Raw genomic sequence first — 15,523 nt, forward strand, 5'->3', positions numbered from 1 at the left:
TTCCTCGGGGCTACTGCGCCCAGTTCGGTTTGCGTTTCTGCACGAAGGCCAGGGTGCCTTCGGCGCCTTCCGCGCCGGTCACTGCGGCGGCGAACTGACGGGCAGCGTCGTCCAGCAGCGGGCCGAGGGCTTCGCTCTCGGTGGCCAGCAGCAGCGCTTTGGTGGCGGCGTTGGCACCGGGGGCGCAGCGGCGGATCTGCTCGAGCGTCTGGACAAGCTGTTCGCCGAGGTTTTCGGCGCTGTCCGCGCAGGCATGCACCAGGCCCAGGCGCAGCGCCTCGCGGCCGTCGAAACGGGCGGCGGTGAGCGCCAGGCGGCGCGCCTGGGTCAGGCCGATGCGCTTCACCACGAAGGGCGCGATCTGCGCTGGCAGGATGCCGAGGCTGGTTTCCGGCAGGCCGAACTGCGCGTCCACCGCCGCCAGGGCGATGTCCGAGACGCAGGCAAGGCCGAAGCCGCCGCCGAGCACCGCGCCTTCCAGCACGGCGACCAGCACTTGGGGTTGCGCCTGTGCTTCTTCCAGCAGGCCACCGAAAGCACGGTTCAGCGCGGCATAGGCATCGGGACCGGCGGCGCGGGCGCCGGCCATGTCCTTGATGTCGCCACCGGCGCAGAAGTGCCCGCCGGCGCCGCGCAGGACGATGGCGCGCACGCCGCGGTCGTCGCGCACGGCGGCGAGCACCGCGCGCAGTTCACCGACCATCGCCAGGCTCATGGCGTTGCGGCTGTCCGGGCGGTTCAGGGTGACGTGCAGCACGCCGCCGTCACGCTCCAGCAGCAGGGTTTCGCAGTTCGGCAGGGTCATGGCATCAGCCCTTCTTCTTGCCCGGCAGGGTGCCCATCATCTTGCAGATGATGCCCAGCATGATTTCGTCGGCGCCGCCGCCGATGGAAACCAGGCGGGTGTCGCGGTAGGCGCGCGAGACCGGGTTCTCCCACATGAAGCCCTGGCCACCCCAGTACTGCAGGCAGGCGTCGGTGACTTCGCGGGCCAGGCGGCCGACCTTGAGCTTGGCCATGGAGGCCAGGCGGGTCACGTCCTTGCCGCGGATGTACTGCTCGGTGGCCTGGTAGGTGAGGGCGCGCAGGCACTCGATCTCGGTCATCAGCTCGGCCATGCGGAAGTGGATGACCTGGTTGTCGATCAGCGACTGGCCAAAGGTCTTGCGCTCCTTGCAGTACTCGATCGTGGCGTTGACGCAGTATTCCAGCCCCTTGATCCCGCTGGCGGCGCCGAACAGGCGTTCCTCCTGGAACTGCAGCATCTGCATCATGAAGCCCGCGCCCTCGGCGCCGATGCGGTTGCGCTGCGGGACGCGCACGTCGTCGAAGAACACCTGGGCGGTCTCCGAGCTGCGCATGCCGAGCTTGTCCAGGTGCGGGCTGACGCTGATGCCCTTGGACTTCATCGGCACCATGATCAGCGACTTGTTGACGTGGGGCTTGTCGTCGGAGGTGTTGGCCAGCAGGCAGATGAAGTCGGCCGACGGCGAGTTGGTGATCCACATCTTGCTGCCGTTGATGACGTAGTCGTCGCCATCCTTGCGCGCGGTGGTCTTCAGGCCTGCCACATCGGAACCGGCTCCGACTTCCGAGACGCCGATGCAGCCGACCATCTCGCCGGCGATCGCCGGGCGCAGGAACTCCTCGCGCAGCTCGTCGGAGCCGAAGCGCGCCAGGGCCGGGGTGCACATGTCGGTCTGCACGCCCAGGGCCATCGGCACGCCGCCGCAATGGATGGTGCCGAACTCCTCGGCGGCGACCACCGAGTAGCTGTAGTCCAGGCCCATGCCGCCGAATTTCTCCGGCTTGGAGATACCCAGCAGGCCCAGGTCGCCGGCCTTCTTGAAGACTTCATGGATCGGGAAGCGTCCGGCCTTTTCCCACTCGTCGACGTAGGGGTTGATCTCGCGCTCGACGAAGTTGCGGACGGTGCGGCGGAGTTCTTCGTGTTCCTGGGTGAAGATCATTTCTTGTTCTCCGTGGGATCTTTCAAGTCAGGTAGGGCGAATAAAGCGGAACGCTTTATCCGCCGGCTTGGCGGATGACGCCGGCGGCGTCATGCGCCCTACGGTCAAAATCGTGCGACGCCGAAACGGTTGTTCTTCAGCGGCCGTACTGCCGCCTCCGCGCAGATGTCCAGCAGGTAGCCGAGCAGCGCGCGGGTGTCGCGCGGGTCGATCAGCCCGTCGTCCCACAGGCTCGCCGTGCCGTAGAGCGCGGTGGACTGGGCGTCGAGCTTCTGTGCGGTCATCTGTTCGAGCATGTCGAGCATCTTCGGGTCGGGCTCCTTGCCCTCCTTGGCGTGCTTCTCCTCGGTGACGATGCGCAGCACCTTGCCGGCCTGGGCGCCGCCCATCACGGCGGTGCGGCTGTTGGGCCAGGCGAAGATGAAGCGCGGGTCCAGCCCGCGGCCGCACATGGCGTAGTTGCCTGCCCCGTACGAGCCGCCGACGACCAGGGTGAGCTTGGGCACCGTGGCGTTGGCCACCGCCTGGATCATCTTCGAGCCGTGCTTGATCACGCCCAGGCGTTCGGACTCGGTGCCGACCATGAAGCCGGTGGTGTTGTGCAGGAACAGGATCGGCGTGTTGCTCTGCTCGCACAGCTGGATGAACTGCGCCGCCTTGGCCGCGCCCTGCGGGGTGATCGGGCCGTTGTTGCCGATCAGTCCGCAGGCGTGGCCTTCGATGTGCAGGTGGCCGCAGACGGTCTGGCTGTCGAACTCGTTCTTGAAGTCGAGGAAGCGCGAGCCGTCGGCGATGCGCGCAATGATCTCGCGCACGTCATAGGGCTTCTTGGCGTCCGCCGGCACCACGCCGAGCAGTTCCTCGGCGGGGTGCAGCGGGGCATCCCATTCCTGCTGCGGGCGCGCCGGCAGCTGCGCATTCCACGGCAGCGCAGCGAGGATTTCGCGGGCCAGGCGTACGCCGTCGGCGTCGTTCTCTGCCAGGTACTCGGCGGTGCCGGCGACCTGGGCGTGCAGTTCGGCGCCGCCGAGGTCTTCGTCGGTGGCGATTTCACCGGTGGCGGCCTTGAGCAGCGGCGGGCCGGCGAGGAACATCTTGGCCTTGCCGCGCACCACTACCACGTAGTCCGACAGCCCCGGCTGGTAGGCGCCGCCGGCGGTGGACGAGCCGTGCACCACGGTGACCTGCGGAATACCCGCAGCCGACATGCGCGCCTGGTTGGCAAAGCCGCGCGCGCCCTCGACGAAGATGTCCGCCGCGTAGTTCAGGTTGGCGCCGCCGCTCTCGGTCAGTGCCACCACCGGCAGCTTGTTCTCGAAGGCGATCTGCTGCAGGCGCAGGGTCTTCTTCAGCCCGGTGGGGGAGATGGTGCCGCCCTTGATCGCGCTGTTGCTGGCAGTCACCAGACAGCGCACCCCGGCGATGTAGCCGATGCCGGAGATGATGCCGCCGCCGGCCTGGGTGCCGTCCTTGTCGTCATGCAGCTTGTAGCCGGCCAGCGAGGAAATCTCGAGGAACGGCGCGCCGGCGTCCAGCAGCAGGTTCAGGCGTTCGCGCGGCAGCAGCTGGCCACGCTTGTCGAACTTGGGCTTGGCCTCGGCGGCCTTGTCCAGCACCTTCTGCTCGACCTCGCGGAAGCTCGCCACGGCGGCCAGCATGGCCTCGCGGTTGCGGGCGAATTCTTCGCCCTGGGGATCGACTTCGGATTGGATGACGGGCATCGCTTACTCCTGATCCTTGAGGACGTCCGGCAGGTAGGCACGGTGGAAGCCGTTGTAGGAACGGCTCTGCCCCGGCTTGCCCTTCACCAGCGGGAAGGCGCGGCTGCCCTGGCTGGCGGCGCCGTCGATACGGATGGTGTTGCCGCTGATGAAGGCGGCGCCGGGGGAGAGCAGGAAGACGATGGCGGCGGAGACTTCCGACTCGGTGCCGATGCGCTTGAGCGGTACGTGCTCGCGCAGGGTCGGGATCACGGCCTTGAACGCGCCTTCGTAGGTGTCCATGCCGCTGGAAGCGACCCAGCCGGGCGCCACGGCGTTGACCCGCACCCCGGCGTGGCCCCACTCGATGGCGGCGGTCTTGGTGAAGTTCTCCATGCCGGCGCGGGCGGCGCCGGAATGGCCCATGCCGGGCATGCCGCCCCACATGTCGGCGAGCATGTTGACGATGCTGCCGCCAGTCTTGCTCAGGCTCTGGTTGAACACTTCGCGGGCCATCAGGAAGCCGCCCACCAGGTTGGTGCGCACCACCGCCTCGAAGCCTTTCAGGTTGATCGAGGCCAGCGGCGCGGGGTACTGGCCGCCGGCGTTGTTGACCAGGTGATGGATCGGCCCGCGCTCGGCGATGACCTGCGCCACCAGCGCCTTCACCGCTTCTTCGTCGCGGATGTCGCAGCTGTGCCAGCTGGCGCTGCCGCCGTCCTCGATGATTTCGCCGGCGGTCTTCTCCAGTTTTTCCGCCTTGCGCCCGACCAGCACCACGTGGGCGCCGAGGGCCGCCAGCTCGTGGGCGGTGCAGCGGCCGATGCCGCTGCCGCCGCCGGTGACGATGATGGTCTGGCCGTCGAACAGGCCGGCTTTGAAGATCGAGTCGTAGCTCATTGTTGTTTTCGTCCTGCTCAATCGTTCGTCGTGCGTTTTGAGGAATTCCGGTGCCAGCGATTTCCCCTCACCCCAGCCCTCTCCCCTAGGAGAGGGGGCTGTCCGTGCCGGCTAGCGCCACGGTTTCATCCTGCACCGATCAGTCCCCTCTCCCTTTGGGAGAGGGTTAGGGTGAGGGTTTGCTCTTACATCACTTCATCGGCGATGTGTTGCGGCACCGCCACCGGGAATTCCAGCAACTGCTGGGCGAAGGCCTTGCCCTGCGGGTCGATGCGCAGGCTGGCGACGCCGCCGCCGCCCAGGGCGTTTTCCAGCAGAAAGTTCAGGCTATGGCTGCCCGGCAGGTGCCAGCGGCTGACGCGACCCAGCTGCGGGTCGAGCACGTGCTGCATCCATTCGGCCACGGCGCCTTCGCTCAGCGCCTCGGCGATCCACGGCAGGTATTCGGCCTTGCGGGCCATGACGCCGATGTTGCTGTGGTTGCCCTTGTCGCCGGAGCGCGCCACGGCCAGCTTCACCAGCGGCACGCTGGCCTGGGCCGGGCCCTTGGCGGCCGGTACCGGAATGTCGTCGGCCAGCGCGGTCGGGTCGAAGGTGTCGAGGGCGGGCAGGGCGGCACCGTGGCGCTCACCGTCGATGTCCACGGCCAGCTCGCAGCTGTCCTTGTCGATCAGGAAGGAGAACAGGCGGATCACCGGGTACACGGTCGGGCGGCCGCCGACGATGCCGGTCAGGCCCGGCGCCATGCCGGTGGCGGCCTGGGCGATCTCGCGGGAGAACAGCACCAGGGCTTCCTTGCGGCTGTGGCGCACGGCGAGCTTCACCACGATCTCGCGGTTGTCGCTGCGGCGCCCGTGCGGGCCGTAGGTGGCCTCGCTGCCGAGCAACTCCACGCTGACCTCACGGTACGGACCCCAGCCGCGTTCCATGAGGATTTCCTCGGTCTTGGCGATGATCGCCTGGCTGACCCGTTCGGCCTTCTTCACCGCGTCGATGCCAGCGATCAGGCAACTGGCGGTGCAGCGGAAACCGTCCGGATAGGTGGCGCTGACCTTGTATTGCCCGGTCGGCGGCAGGCCGCGTGCGCCGATGACGGCCACGCGGTTGTCGCCCACCTGGGCGAGTTCGACCTGGGTGAAATCGCAGACCACATCAGGCAGCAGGTAGGCGCGCGGGTCGCCGATCTCGTAGAGCATCTGCTCGCCCACCGACAGCGGCGTCACCAGCCCGCCGGTGCCCTGCGGCTTGGTCACCACGAAGTCGCCGCTGGCCTGCACTTCGACGAGCGGGAAGCCGATGTGCTCGTAGTCCGGCACGCTTTCCCAGTCGGTGAAGTTGCCACCGGTGCACTGCGCGCCGCACTCGATGATGTGCCCGGCCAGCGCGGCCTGGGCCAGTTTGTCGTAGTCGCTCCAGGCCCAGCCGAATTCGTGCACCAGGGCGGCGCTGACCACCGCGCTGTCCACCACGCGGCCGGTGATGACGATATCGGCGCCGGCCTTCAGCGCTTCGACGATGCCGGGGGCGCCGAGGTAGGCGTTGACCGAGACGCACATCGGCGGCATCGGCGCGCCCGAGAACATCTCGCGGATGCCGGCCTTGGCCAGCTCGCCCAGGCGCGGCTGCAGGTTGTCGCCGTGCACCACGGCGATCTTCAGCGCCACGCCAGCCTTCTCGCAGGCGGTGGCGAGGGCGCTGGCGCAGGCCGAGGGATTCACCCCGCCAGCGTTGCTGATCACGCGCACCTGCTTCGCCGCGATGTCACCCAGCAGGGGTGTCATCACTTCGACGAAGTCGGTGGCGTAGCCTGCCTCGGGATTCTTCAGGCGGGCGCCGGCCATGATCGACATGGTGATTTCGGCGAGGTAGTCGAATACCAGGTAATCCATTTCCGCGCCGCGCACCAATTGTGCAGCGGCGGTGGAGGTGTCGCCCCAGAAGGCGGAGGCGCAGCCGATACGTACGGTTCTAGTCATTGTTCTGCCCGTGACGCTGAGTGATGGATCGACATTACCAAGCAAGCGCTTGGTTGAAAAGCCCCGAAAGTACGACAACCCCAACCAATGGATGGCCAAGCGCTTGCTTGGTTGGGCTTCGGGGGCTTACATTTCGTCAGACAACACAAGCACTTGCAGGGCGTTTCGATGAATCGCCCTGAGCAGATCGGCCGATGGGCCTCATGGGGAGAGAACAGCGTGGATGACCGCAAAGCCCGCGAAGTCATGCTGGAGCTGGTCAAGACCGGGCAGATCACCGACCCGGAGAGCGCCCGCGGCAAGCTGTTGCACACCGCCGCGCACCTGTTCCGCAGCAAGGGCTACGAACGCACCACGGTGCGCGACCTGGCCGGCGCCGTGGGCATCCAGTCCGGCAGCATCTTCCATCACTTCAAGAGCAAGGACGAAATCCTCCGCTCGGTGATGGAGGAAACCATCCTCTACAACACCGCCCTGATGCGTGCCGCGCTGGCCGATGCGACGACCTTGCGCGAGCGCCTGCTGGCGCTGATCCGCTGCGAGCTGCAGTCGATCACCGGCGGCACCGGCGAGGCGATGGCGGTGCTGGTCTATGAATGGCGCTCGCTATCGGAAGAGGGCCAGGCCTACATCCTCAGCCTGCGCGACATCTACGAGCAGATGTGGCTGGAGGTGCTGGAAGAGGCCCGCGCGGCTGGCTTCAGCCAGGGCGACCCGTTCATCCTGCGGCGCTTCCTGACCGGGGCGCTGTCCTGGTCCATCACCTGGTTCCGCCCCGAAGGCAGCCTGACCCTCGACGAGCTGGCCGAGCAGGCGTTGTTGCTGGTGATTCGGGATTAGCTACAAGCGGCAGGCTACAGGCTGCAGGCAAGAGCGCATTGACGCCGCCTGTGGCCTAAAGCCTGAAGCCTGCCGCTGCCCCTCTCAGATAATCCGCAACGGATAGCTGAACAGCAGCAGATGCAGGCAGTTCACCGCCGCATGCAGCAGCACCGGCACCGCCAGGCGGCCGCTGAAGTGGAAGGCCAGGCCGTAGCCCAGGCCGGCGACGCCGGCGACCACCGCGAACAGCGGGTTGATCGGCCAGTGCACCATGCCGAACAGCACGCTGGCGACTGCCACCCCGGCGAAGGCGCCGAAGCGGCGCACCAGCTCAGTCTGCAGCAGGCCGCGGAAGAAGGCTTCCTCGGTCAGCGAGATCACGCAGACGTTGACCAGCATCCACAGCCAGAAGCCGGGCGGCCATTTCGGATTCCACACCACCAGGCCACCGGCGACGGCCACCAGCGGCACGGCGAACAGCGTGGTGACGATGACGATGGCGGCGAAGTCCGGCGAGCGCTTTTCCGTCGGCACCGGGTCGCGGCGCAGCCACCAGGCGAGCAGGGTGGCGCCCACCAGCGCCTTGTCCCAGGACAGGTGCAGGGCGTAGACGGGAGCGTCCGGGCTGAGCTGGCGCACTGGCCAGAGGGTCCAGGAGGTAGTGCCCGGCAGCAGGTGCGCGGCCAGGGCGATACTGAGCACGAGGCACACCAGCCACCAGAGCAGGCGCGGCAGGCGATGCTCGCCGTAGAGGGTCCAGGCGACGTAAACGGCGCCGATCAGCAACCCCACCGGCTGGACGAAACCCAGCGCGAATCCGCAGAGCAACAACACGATTGGCAGCAGCGGCAGGAGTTTCCTGAGCATTCTTTCCTCCAACAAGGAGGCGCAGTCTAGGCAAATTCGACTGCCGCTGGCCATGGCTATGGCCAGTTTTTGACTGAAGCGTCAGTCAGTTAGGCGATTTTCATCGCTTGTCGTCGGCTTCCTTGGCATCCATCTCGGCGTTGCGCTCGTGGATGCGCTTGAGCTGTTCCTCGGTGAGCGGGAGCTTCTTCGCGGTGTCGCGCAGCATCATCAGCGCGCCGACGATGGAGCCCAGGGCTAGGGCGATGATCAACCAGGCATACCAGGGCATGGTCCCGTCTCCGACAGTGGCAGTAGAGCGTCACGATACGCTGTGATTCAGACCTTGTCAGGCGCGGGCCGGTTCCGATCGATTGCTTCGGGCAGGTCGCTGTCGTCCTTGAGCCGCACGCCAGTCACCCGCAGGCGCAGCGCCTGTTGCAGCAGGTGGGCGATCTTGTGCGCCGCCAGCTCATAGGGCAGACCCTGTGGGCGCACGTTGGAGATGCAGTTGCGCTCGCTGTCCATGCGTCCCATGCGCGGCTGCCAGGTGAGGTAGAGGCCGAGGCTGTCCGGCGAGCTGAGACCGGGGCGTTCGCCGATCAGCACCAGCGCGAGCCTCGCTCCCAGCGCCTCGCCAATGCCGTCGCCGATGGCCACGCGACCCTGTTCGGCGAGCACCACCGGGGTGTGCTGCCAATCGGTGGCGAAGCGCTCGCGCAGCGCGCTCAGCAGCGGCAGTGCGTGCTGCTGGACAGCGAAGGAGGAGAGGCCGTCGGCAATCACGATGACCAGCTCCGCCGCGAGCTTCTCGCCCTTGAGCTGCCACTGACTGTCCGGGTGCAGCGCGCGGCCCAGGTCCGGGCGCAGCAGGTAGGTCTGGCGGTCCGGCGCCTCGCTGCGTGCGCGCAGGACGCGGAAGCCCTCGTGGGCCAGCGCCTGCTGCAGTGCCTCGAAGTCCAGCGGGTGGTGCACCGCATCGCGGGCCTGGGCGTGGGCCAGGCCGAACTTCAGCACCTCGCGGGTCGGCAGGCTGGAGCCGACGCGGCCCAGCGCGATGCGCGCGCAAGTGTGCGCACGCAGTTCATCCCACGGGTCGTTCTGGATCAGGTCCATATTCCCAGCTCCTCAGAAGGCCCGCAGCAGATCGTGGCCACGGCCGATCGGCCGTAACTGCCCCGAGGCTTCGGTGATCGCCATCTTCGCCAGCCAGGCGTCGAACTCCGGCGCGCGCTTCAGGCCCAGGGTGCTGCGCAGGTAGAGGGCGTCGTGGAAGGAGGTGCTCTGGTAATTGAGCATGATGTCGTCGGCGCCGGGGATGCCCATGATGAAGGTGATACCCGCCGCGCCCAGCAGGGTCAGCAGGTTGTCCATGTCGTCCTGGTCGGCCTCGGCGTGGTTGGTGTAGCAGACGTCGCAGCCCATGGGCACGCCCAGCAGCTTGGCGCAGAAGTGATCCTCCAGCCCGGCGCGAATGATCTGCTTGCCGTCGTAGAGATACTCCGGGCCGATGAAGCCGACCACGGTGTTGGTCAGCAGCGGGCGGAACTCGCGGGCCACGGCGTAGGCGCGGGCTTCGCAGGTCTGCTGGTCGACACCGTGGTGGCCGCCCGCGGAGAGGGCGCTGCCCTGGCCCGTCTCGAAGTACATGACGTTGTCGCCCAGCGTGCCGCGGCCCAGCGACAGCGCCGCGGCGTGGGCCTCGCGCAGCAGGGCGAGGTCGATGCCGAAGCTCTCGTTGGTCTTCTGCGTACCGGCGATGGACTGGAACACCAGGTCGATCGGCGCGCCGGCCTCGATGGCCTGGATCTGCGAGGTGACGTGGGTGAGCACGCAGCTCTGCATGGGAATCTCGAAGCGCTGGCGCAGCTCGTCCAGCATCCGCCACAGCTGCATCAGCGTGGCTGGCGAATCGCTCGCCGGGTTGATGCCCACCACTGCATCGCCGGAGCCGTAGAGCAGGCCATCGAGCATGCTGGCGGCGATGCCGCGCAGATCGTCCGTGGGGTGGTTGGGTTGCAGGCGCACCGAGAGATGCCCGGGCAGGCCGATGGTGTTGCGGAAACGGGTGACCACGCGGCACTTCTTCGCCGCCAGGATCAGGTCCTGGTTGCGCATCAGCTTGCTCACCGCGGCGGCCATCTCCGGGGTGATGCCCCTGGCGGCGGCAGACAGCGTCGCGCTGTCGGTGCTGTCCAGCAGCAGCCAGTCGCGGAAGTCGCCGACGCTGAGATGGCTGATCGGCGCGAAGGCGCTGGCGTCATGGCTGTCGATGATCAGCCGGGTGACTTCATCCTCTTCATAGGGAATCAGTGCCTCGTGGAGGAAACGCTTGAGCGGCACGTCGGCGAGGGCGATCTTCGCCGCCATGCGCTCTTCGTAGCTGTCGGCGGCCAGACCCGCCAGGGCATCGCCGGAGCGCGCCGGGCTGGCCTTGGCGAGCAGTGTCTTGAGGTCGGGGAAGCGGTAGGTGAGGCTACCGACGGTGGTCTGGTAGGTCATGCGGACGTCCCGGTTATCCCGCGCCCCGCTGCGAGGGCAGGGCGCGGATGGCGATCAGGCTCCTGTCAGCATAGCGTCCGCCGGCGCGCTGGCGCGATGGCTGGCGGTGAGCTGGAAGTAGAGAAAGCCGGCCGCCATGAAGGCCAGGAAGATCCCGGCGATCTGCAGGTTGAACCAGACCATCGCCGCCAGGCACAGCACGGCGAGCGCCAGGGCGATGCCCGGCACCACCGGGAAACCCGGCGCGCGGAAGCTACGTTCCAGGTCCGGCTCGCTGCGGCGCAGCTTGAACAGGCTGAGCATGCTCATGATGTACATGACGATGGCGCCGAACACGCTCATGGTGATCATCGCGGCGGTCAGGCTCATGCCCTGCAGGGCGATCAGGCCGTCGCTGTAGATCGCCGCGATGCCCACCAGGCCGCCGGCGATGATCGCCCGGTGCGGCGTCTGGAAGCGCGACAGCCTGGCCAGGCCGCGCGGCAGGTAGCCCGCGCGGGCCAGGGCGAAGAACTGCCGCGAATAGCCCAGGATGATGCCGTGGAAGCTGGCGACCAGGCCGAACAGGCCGATCCACACCAGCATGTGCAGCCAGCCGGAGTTCTCGCCGACCACCATCTTCATGGCTTGCGGCAGCGGGTCGTTGATCCCCGACAGTGCCTTCCAGTCGCCCGCGCCGCCGGCGAACAGCATCACGCCGATGGCCAGTACCACCAGGGTCAGGATGCCGCTGACGTAGGCCTTGGGAATGGTGCGTTTCGGGTCCTTGGCTTCCTCGGCGGCCATGGCCGCGCCCTCGATGGCGAGGAAGAACCAGATGGCGAAGGGGATCGCCGCGAAGATTCCGCCGATGGCCGCGCCGCCGAAGCTGTCGGAGCCCGCCCAGCCATTGAGCACGAAGTTGCTGAAGCTGAAGCCCGGCGCCACCACGCCCATGAACACCAGCAGCTCGGCTACCGCGAGGACGGTGACGATCAGCTCGAAGGTGGCGGCGATGCTGACGCCGAGGATGTTCAGGGTCATGAAGATCAGGTACGCGCCGACCGCCGCGTGCTTCGGATCGAGGGACGGGAACTGCACGTTGAGGTAGGCGCCGATGGCCATGGCGATGGCCGGCGGGGCAAAGACGAACTCGATCAGCGTGGCGAGCCCGGCCACCAGCCCGCCTTTCTCGCCGAAGGCGCGGCGGCTGTAGGCGAAGGGCCCGCCGGCATGGGGGATGGCGGTGGTCAGCTCGGTGAAACTGAAGATGAAGCAGGTGTACATGGTCGCCACCAGCAGGGTGGTGACCAGGAAGCCGAGGGTGCCGGCCACGCCCCAGCCGTAGCTCCAGCCGAAATACTCACCGGAAATCACCAGGCCCACGGCGATGCCCCACAGGTGCAGGGTGCCGAGGGTGGGTTTGAGTTGCGTGCTCATGCGAGGTCTCCAGGACAGAGGATGAAAGACACGACCGGTGCAGTCGTGCAGTGGCCGTGCCATTCCCCGGAACCCGGTCGCAAAGTGCCTGATCGCGTCGTTTCGTGAACATTCGCCACCGGTTCGCCTGCTTCGAAGCGGTGCGACGGTGTTTCGCGCGTCCCGTTCGAGTGCGCCGCGGCGGCGCTTGTTGCAGCGCGATGACCGCGCCGTGAAGCTTCCCGAGCACGCGACGGCTGTCACAGGATGGCAATCTGCCGCTGGTCTACTGGCGCCCATTCCAGCGACCGGAGATTCGCCGATGACCACCCGCGCCCTGCACGAGCTGTTGCGCCAGGTAGCGCCCTTGGCCCCGGAACTGAGCATCAGCGACGTGGCTGAACGCTTCCTCGACGCCGAGCACCGTTCCTTCCTCTCGCTGCCGGTGGTGGATGCCACCGGAATGCCGCTGGGGCTGGTCAGCCGCAACGGCCTGCAGGACATCTTCATGCAGCGCTTCGGCCGCGACCTCTGGGGGCGCCGTCCGGCCAGCGACGTGATGAACGCGCAGCCGCTGAAGGTGCGCGCCGACCTGAGCCTCGAAGAGGCCTCGCAGCAGGTCACCGCGCAACTGAGCTACCCGATCACCGAGGACTTCGTGCTGATCGACGAGCAGGGCCGCTACCTCGGCCTCGGCACGGTGCTTGACCTGCTCAAGGCCATGGAGCAGCGCGTCGCCCAGCGCAATCGTGTGCTCAACAAGACCCTGCAGGACCTGCGCGAATCCCAGGCGCAACTGGTGCAGTCGGAGAAGATGGCCTCCCTCGGGCAGATGGTCGCCGGCGTCGCCCATGAGCTGAACACCCCGCTGGGCTACGTGAAGAACAACGTCGCGCTGCTGCGCGAGCTGCTGATCCCGCTGCTCAGCCTGACCGAGGCGCAAACCCTGCTCAACGAGTGCCTGGACGATACGGCCTGCGCTCCCGAGCAACTGGCCCGCGCCCGTGCCGCCTTCGAGCAGGCCCGTGACGACGCGGCGCTGGAACAGTTGGTGGGTGATCTCGACCAGCTGTTCGGCGACACCGATTTCGGCCTTGCGCAGATCGGCGAGCTGGTCGGCGGCCTGAAGGATTTCGCTCGCCTGGACCGCGCCCGCAGCGAGGAAGTCGACCTCAACGACTGCGTGCGCAGCGCGCTGCTGATCGCGCGCAACAGCATCAAGGAAAAGGCCGAGGTCGCCACCCAGCTGGGCGCGCTGCCCAAGGTCGCCTGCGCCGCCAGCCAGATCAACCAGGTGTTGCTCAACCTGCTGACCAACGCCGCCCAGGCCATGGAGAAATTCGGCCTGATCCAGGTGAAATCCTGGGCGGACGAAACCCAGGTGCACCTCTCCGTGCAGGACAACGGCAAGGGCATGAACGAGGAGGTGCGCGCGCGCATCTTCGATCCCTTCTTCACCACCAAGCCGGTGGGGCAGGGCACGGGCCTGGGCCTGTCGATCAGCTACAAGATCGTCCAGGACCACGGCGGCCGTATCCGCGTGGCGTCCGAACCCGGACGCGGCACGCGATTCCTCATCAGCCTGCCGATCCAGCAGGCCAGCGAACTGAAACGGAGCGCCTGAACATGAGCCAGCAGCCTGTCCGCATCCTCTTCGTCGACGACGAGGAACGCATCCTGCGCAGCCTCGCGATGCAGTTTCGCCGTCACTACGACGTGCGGGTGGAGACCGATCCGCACAAAGCCCTGCAGCGCCTGCGCGAGGAGCGCATCGACATTCTCGTCAGCGACCAGCGGATGCCGCAGATGACCGGCGCCGAGCTGCTGGCCCAGGCCCAGGAGATCGCCCCGGATACCCTGCGCATCCTGCTGACCGGTTACTCCGACCTCGACGCGGCGGTGGATGCACTCAACAGCGGCGGCATCTTCCGCTACCTGACCAAGCCCTGGGACCCGCAGGAAATGGCCTTCACCCTGCGCCAGGCGGCCGAGATCGCCTTGCGCCAGGCGCCGGCCGAGCCCATCGATACCAAGGCCATCAGCCGTGTGGTCGCGCCGCTCAACGTGCTGCTGCTGGACGAGGACCCCGAGACCCTGGCCAGCGTCGGCGAGTTCTGCAGCGCCGGCACCCACCAGCTGCACCGCGCGCGCAACCTGGCCGAGGCCATCGTGCGGCTGAACAGCGAGCCCATCGACATCCTCGTCAGCGACCTGAAGCTCGCCGGCGAAGACACCGCGCCGCTGCTCAAGTCCCTGGCCCAGGCCCATCCGCGCCTGCTGAGCATCGTCGTCACGCCGTTCCGCGACACCCAGGACCTGCTGGCGCTGATCAACCAGGCGCAGATCTTCCGCTACCTGCCCAAGCCTATCCGCCGCGGGCTGTTCGAGAAGGGCCTGAAGGCCGCCGCCGAGCAGGCGCTGCTGTGGCGCGCGCAGCCCGAGCAGAAGGTCGCACGCATTGCCGAGGTGCCGCGCGAGGAGCGCGAGCGGGAGAAGGTCGGCAGCCTGCTGGGCATGCTCGGCCGCCTGCGCGAGCGGCTGAGTGCCTGATCGCCGTCGGCGACGCAGCATTCCTGCCGGGCGGGCTACGGAAGTCGGCGCGTTTCTGCGACAATGCGCGCCGATTTTTTCGATACCCGCGAGAGAGCCCATGTCCGCCTGCCAGACCCCGATCATCGTCGCCCTGGATTTCCCCACCCGCGAAGCCGCGCTGGCGCTGGCCGACCAGCTGGACCCGAAGCTGTGCCGGGTGAAGGTGGGCAAGGAACTGTTCACCAGCTGCGCCGCCGGTATCGTCGAGACCCTGAACAGCCGCGGTTTCGAAGTCTTCCTCGACCTGAAATTCCACGATATCCCCAACACCACCGCGATGGCCGTGCGCGCCGCCGCCGAGATGGGCGTATGGATGGTCAACGTGCACTGCTCCGGCGGCCTGCGCATGATGAGCGCCTGCCGCGAGACCCTGGACGCCTTCAATGGCCCGTCGCCGCTGCTGATCGGTGTGACCGTGCTGACCAGCATGGAGCGCGAGGACCTGGCCGGCATCGGCCTGGACGTCGAGCCCCAGGAGCAGGTGCTGCGTCTGGCTGCGTTGGCGCAGAAGGCCGGCATGGACGGCCTGGTGTGCTCCGCTCAGGAAGCACCCGCGCTGAAGGCCGCGCACCCGGCGCTGCAACTGGTCACCCCCGGCATCCGCCCGGCCGGCAGCGCCCAGGACGACCAGCGTCGCATCCTCACCCCGCGCCAGGCGCTGGACAACGGCTCCGACTACCTGGTGATCGGCCGCCCCATCAGCCAGGCCGCCGACCCGGCCAAGGCCCTGGCCGAGATCGCTGCCAGCCTGGCCTGAAGCTTTCTTCGGACATGAAAAAGCCCGCAGTGATGCGGGCTTTTCTGTTTCGGCTTTTCG

14 protein-coding genes are annotated in these 15,523 nt (G+C 67.5%); 4 read left to right on the plus strand and 10 right to left on the minus strand.

The features are described 5' to 3' along the window. Positions 1-10 precede the first annotated feature (10 nt). From atuE to IB255_RS24985, 5 genes are all read right to left on the minus strand, one after another. Positions 11-805: an isohexenylglutaconyl-CoA hydratase gene (atuE, locus tag IB255_RS24965; protein ID WP_192211007.1), complete on the minus strand. Its 795-nt coding sequence runs from the start codon at positions 803-805 to the stop codon at positions 11-13. A gap of 4 nt (positions 806-809) precedes the next feature. After that, a complete protein-coding gene (gene atuD / locus IB255_RS24970) occupies positions 810-1,970 on the minus strand; it encodes a citronellyl-CoA dehydrogenase (RefSeq protein WP_081518676.1) in 1,161 nt (386 codons plus the stop codon). 104 nt (positions 1,971-2,074) lie between these two features. Beyond that, positions 2,075-3,691: a geranyl-CoA carboxylase subunit beta gene (gene atuC, locus IB255_RS24975; RefSeq protein WP_081518675.1), complete on the minus strand. Its 1,617-nt coding sequence runs from the start codon at positions 3,689-3,691 to the stop codon at positions 2,075-2,077. Between the two features lie 3 nt (positions 3,692-3,694). Next, positions 3,695-4,570: an SDR family oxidoreductase gene (locus IB255_RS24980; RefSeq protein ID WP_081518674.1), complete on the minus strand. Its 876-nt coding sequence runs from the start codon at positions 4,568-4,570 to the stop codon at positions 3,695-3,697. 185 nt (positions 4,571-4,755) lie between these two features. Next, complete coding sequence (locus tag IB255_RS24985) at positions 4,756-6,546, minus strand: acyclic terpene utilization AtuA family protein (RefSeq protein WP_081518673.1); 1,791 nt, start codon at positions 6,544-6,546, stop codon at positions 4,756-4,758. A gap of 219 nt (positions 6,547-6,765) precedes the next feature. Here IB255_RS24985 and IB255_RS24990 point away from each other — a divergent pair, with 219 nt between their 5' ends. Further along, positions 6,766-7,386: a TetR/AcrR family transcriptional regulator gene (locus tag IB255_RS24990; protein WP_192211008.1), complete on the plus strand. Its 621-nt coding sequence runs from the start codon at positions 6,766-6,768 to the stop codon at positions 7,384-7,386. Between the two features lie 84 nt (positions 7,387-7,470). Here the strand turns inward: IB255_RS24990 and IB255_RS24995 are convergent, their stop codons facing one another. From IB255_RS24995 to eat, 5 genes are all read right to left on the minus strand, one after another. Beyond that, the gene (locus IB255_RS24995; protein WP_081518672.1) at positions 7,471-8,235 is read right to left on the minus strand and encodes a CPBP family intramembrane glutamic endopeptidase; all 765 of its coding nucleotides are present in this window, start codon (positions 8,233-8,235) and stop codon (positions 7,471-7,473) included. Positions 8,236-8,335: 100 nt separating this feature from the next. Beyond that, on the minus strand, positions 8,336-8,506 hold the full coding sequence (locus tag IB255_RS25000; RefSeq protein ID WP_081518671.1) for a DUF2897 family protein: 171 nt from the start codon (positions 8,504-8,506) through the stop codon (positions 8,336-8,338). A gap of 47 nt (positions 8,507-8,553) precedes the next feature. Next, positions 8,554-9,330, minus strand: coding sequence for an ethanolamine ammonia-lyase subunit EutC (gene eutC, locus IB255_RS25005; protein WP_192211009.1), 777 nt, complete (start codon positions 9,328-9,330; stop codon positions 8,554-8,556). A 12-nt stretch (positions 9,331-9,342) separates the two neighbouring features. Then, positions 9,343-10,716 carry an ethanolamine ammonia-lyase subunit EutB gene (locus IB255_RS25010; RefSeq protein WP_081518669.1) on the minus strand — a complete coding sequence of 458 codons (1,374 nt, stop codon included), beginning with the start codon at positions 10,714-10,716 and terminating at the stop codon, positions 9,343-9,345. A gap of 54 nt (positions 10,717-10,770) precedes the next feature. Continuing rightward, on the minus strand, positions 10,771-12,135 hold the full coding sequence (gene eat / locus IB255_RS25015) for an ethanolamine permease (RefSeq protein WP_081518668.1): 1,365 nt from the start codon (positions 12,133-12,135) through the stop codon (positions 10,771-10,773). Positions 12,136-12,436: 301 nt separating this feature from the next. Between eat and IB255_RS25020 the strand changes: the two genes are divergently transcribed. The 3 genes from IB255_RS25020 to pyrF all read left to right on the plus strand — a co-directional run bounded on the left by IB255_RS25020 (position 12,437) and on the right by pyrF (position 15,463). Then, positions 12,437-13,738: a sensor histidine kinase gene (locus tag IB255_RS25020; RefSeq protein ID WP_192211010.1), complete on the plus strand. Its 1,302-nt coding sequence runs from the start codon at positions 12,437-12,439 to the stop codon at positions 13,736-13,738. 2 nt (positions 13,739-13,740) lie between these two features. Next, the gene (locus tag IB255_RS25025) at positions 13,741-14,664 is read left to right on the plus strand and encodes a response regulator (protein ID WP_081518666.1); all 924 of its coding nucleotides are present in this window, start codon (positions 13,741-13,743) and stop codon (positions 14,662-14,664) included. Positions 14,665-14,764: 100 nt separating this feature from the next. Further along, positions 14,765-15,463, plus strand: coding sequence for an orotidine-5'-phosphate decarboxylase (pyrF, locus tag IB255_RS25030; protein ID WP_024764511.1), 699 nt, complete (start codon positions 14,765-14,767; stop codon positions 15,461-15,463). Positions 15,464-15,523: the final 60 nt, after the last annotated feature.

The organism is Pseudomonas sp. PDM22 (genome assembly GCF_014851965.1).
In the GTDB taxonomy this organism is placed as follows: domain Bacteria; phylum Pseudomonadota; class Gammaproteobacteria; order Pseudomonadales; family Pseudomonadaceae; genus Pseudomonas.

Coding starts and splice junctions, on each gene's coding strand:
- IB255_RS25010 (WP_081518669.1), bottom strand. CDS start 10,716: ATGACCTACCAGACCACCGTCGGTAGCCTCACCTACCGCTTCCCCGAC.
- IB255_RS24995 (WP_081518672.1), bottom strand. CDS start 8,235: ATGCTCAGGAAACTCCTGCCGCTGCTGCCAATCGTGTTGTTGCTCTGC.
- IB255_RS24985 (WP_081518673.1), bottom strand. CDS start 6,546: ATGACTAGAACCGTACGTATCGGCTGCGCCTCCGCCTTCTGGGGCGAC.
- pyrF (WP_024764511.1), top strand. CDS start 14,765: ATGTCCGCCTGCCAGACCCCGATCATCGTCGCCCTGGATTTCCCCACC.
- eutC (WP_192211009.1), bottom strand. CDS start 9,330: ATGGACCTGATCCAGAACGACCCGTGGGATGAACTGCGTGCGCACACT.
- eat (WP_081518668.1), bottom strand. CDS start 12,135: ATGAGCACGCAACTCAAACCCACCCTCGGCACCCTGCACCTGTGGGGC.
- IB255_RS25020 (WP_192211010.1), top strand. CDS start 12,437: ATGACCACCCGCGCCCTGCACGAGCTGTTGCGCCAGGTAGCGCCCTTG.
- IB255_RS25025 (WP_081518666.1), top strand. CDS start 13,741: ATGAGCCAGCAGCCTGTCCGCATCCTCTTCGTCGACGACGAGGAACGC.
- IB255_RS24980 (WP_081518674.1), bottom strand. CDS start 4,570: ATGAGCTACGACTCGATCTTCAAAGCCGGCCTGTTCGACGGCCAGACC.
- atuD (WP_081518676.1), bottom strand. CDS start 1,970: ATGATCTTCACCCAGGAACACGAAGAACTCCGCCGCACCGTCCGCAAC.
- atuE (WP_192211007.1), bottom strand. CDS start 805: ATGACCCTGCCGAACTGCGAAACCCTGCTGCTGGAGCGTGACGGCGGC.
- IB255_RS25000 (WP_081518671.1), bottom strand. CDS start 8,506: ATGCCCTGGTATGCCTGGTTGATCATCGCCCTAGCCCTGGGCTCCATC.
- atuC (WP_081518675.1), bottom strand. CDS start 3,691: ATGCCCGTCATCCAATCCGAAGTCGATCCCCAGGGCGAAGAATTCGCC.